Genomic DNA, 1,576 nt, shown 5'->3' with positions numbered 1-1,576 from the left:
AAATGCTTAATATAGATAATTTATTTCAAATAAATGATGAAATATTAATTACTAATTATAATTGAAAAAGAATTTGAAATAAAATTAACTAAAATAAAAAATACTATAAAGCATGGAAAACTAGCAAAGTTTTTAAAGAAATAATAAAAAATTTATATTAAGTGTATGTATTGATTTTAAAATAGATAAATTTAAGATCGTTTGTAATAATAAATTCAATAATGATATAATTTAGTAGTTGTAATTTATAATTATTGATAGGAGTAATGACATTATCATGATAAAAAGTTTTTTGAAAAATCAAATTGTATTAAGTATCGCTTTATTTTTAGCAGTAATAACTTCATTTATTTCATTCCCTAAAATAGAGTATATAGATTTTAAGGTTCTAATTTTATTATTTAATTTAATGTTAGTAATAGCAGCATTAAATAGTTTAAAAGCGTTAGAAAAAGGAGCAGTTATACTGCTTAAAAAATGCAAAACTTACAAAATGGTAAGTATTATGTTGATAGGAATGACATTTATAGCAGCTATGTTTATAACTAATGATGTTGCATTAATAACCTTTGTTCCATTTGCTATAATAGTAGGTAAAAAAGGTAATATAAAAATCATGAAAATTGTAATACTTCAAACTTTAGCTGCAAACCTAGGGAGTGCATTTACACCAATGGGTAATCCACAAAACCTATTTATATACTATTACTATAATATGGGGGCTATTGAATTTTTAAAAACAACATTACCTATAATGATTTTAGGAATAATATTTTTAGGTGTTTTAATAGGAAGTATGAAAAATGAAAAAATAGATTTTAAAGTTGAAGATGTTAAATTAGAAAAAGTGTATAAATTCTTAATAACTGTATTACTTTTTTTATAGTAATATTGTCTGTATTTAATATAATAAATTATAAATTTGTAGTCATATTAACAGTACTAGGAATTTGTACTATAGATATAAAGTTATTATTTAAGGTGGATTATTCTTTGTTAGTTACTTTTATAGGCTTTTTCATATTTATAGGAAACATATCTCAAATAAATACTATTAAGTTATTTATGAGAAATATTTTAAATAGTGGACAAAGAACATACATATGGTCAATAATATTGAGTCAAGTAATAAGTAATGTGCCAGCGACAATGTTAATATCAGGGTTTAGTAAATGTGGGAAAGAATTGTTGTTAGCGGTGAATGTAGGTGGTATGGGTACAATAATAGCATCACTAGCAAGTGTTATATCTTATAAAATATATACAAAAGAATACGAAGGTGAAGGAAATAATTATCTTAAAATATTTACATTATACAATTTATTAGGACTTATCATATTTATTCCAATAATTTTTCTTTTTATAAAGTAGTGTGTCAAGAGGTGGCATACTACTTTTTTTTGATTAAATATTCATATACTGTCAAAACTTTAGATAAGAACAAATATTTTTAGGAGTGAATTTATTTTGGCTAGACAGGCAAGAGTAAAAACAGAAAATGCAATATATCATGTAAGGATAAGAGGATGTAAGGCAAAACCCTTGTTTGAGAATAATTATGATAAAAAAGTGTTTA

Annotated in this window: 2 protein-coding genes; both read left to right on the top strand. The window is 22.8% G+C overall.

Annotation, left to right across the window (positions count from 1 at the left end):
- Positions 1 to 277 precede the first annotated feature (277 nt).
- The gene (locus tag CSGHG_RS24285) at positions 278 to 886 is read left to right on the top strand and encodes an SLC13 family permease (RefSeq protein WP_010295631.1); all 609 of its coding nucleotides are present in this window, start codon (positions 278 to 280) and stop codon (positions 884 to 886) included.
- 107 nt (positions 887 to 993) lie between these two features.
- Complete coding sequence (locus tag CSGHG_RS24280) at positions 994 to 1,371, top strand: transporter permease (protein WP_010295628.1); 378 nt, start codon at positions 994 to 996, stop codon at positions 1,369 to 1,371.
- The last annotated feature ends 205 nt before the right edge of the window (positions 1,372 to 1,576 follow it).

This window comes from Clostridium senegalense JC122 (assembly GCF_000285575.1).
Taxonomy (GTDB): Bacteria; Bacillota; Clostridia; order Clostridiales; family Clostridiaceae; genus Clostridium_J; species Clostridium_J senegalense.
This window is presented reverse-complemented; position numbering and strand designations above follow the sequence as displayed.

Bases quoted from the DNA above. Each gene is read 5' to 3' on its own strand.
- CSGHG_RS24285 (WP_010295631.1), top strand. From the start codon at position 278: ATGATAAAAAGTTTTTTGAAAAATCAAATTGTATTAAGTATCGCTTTA.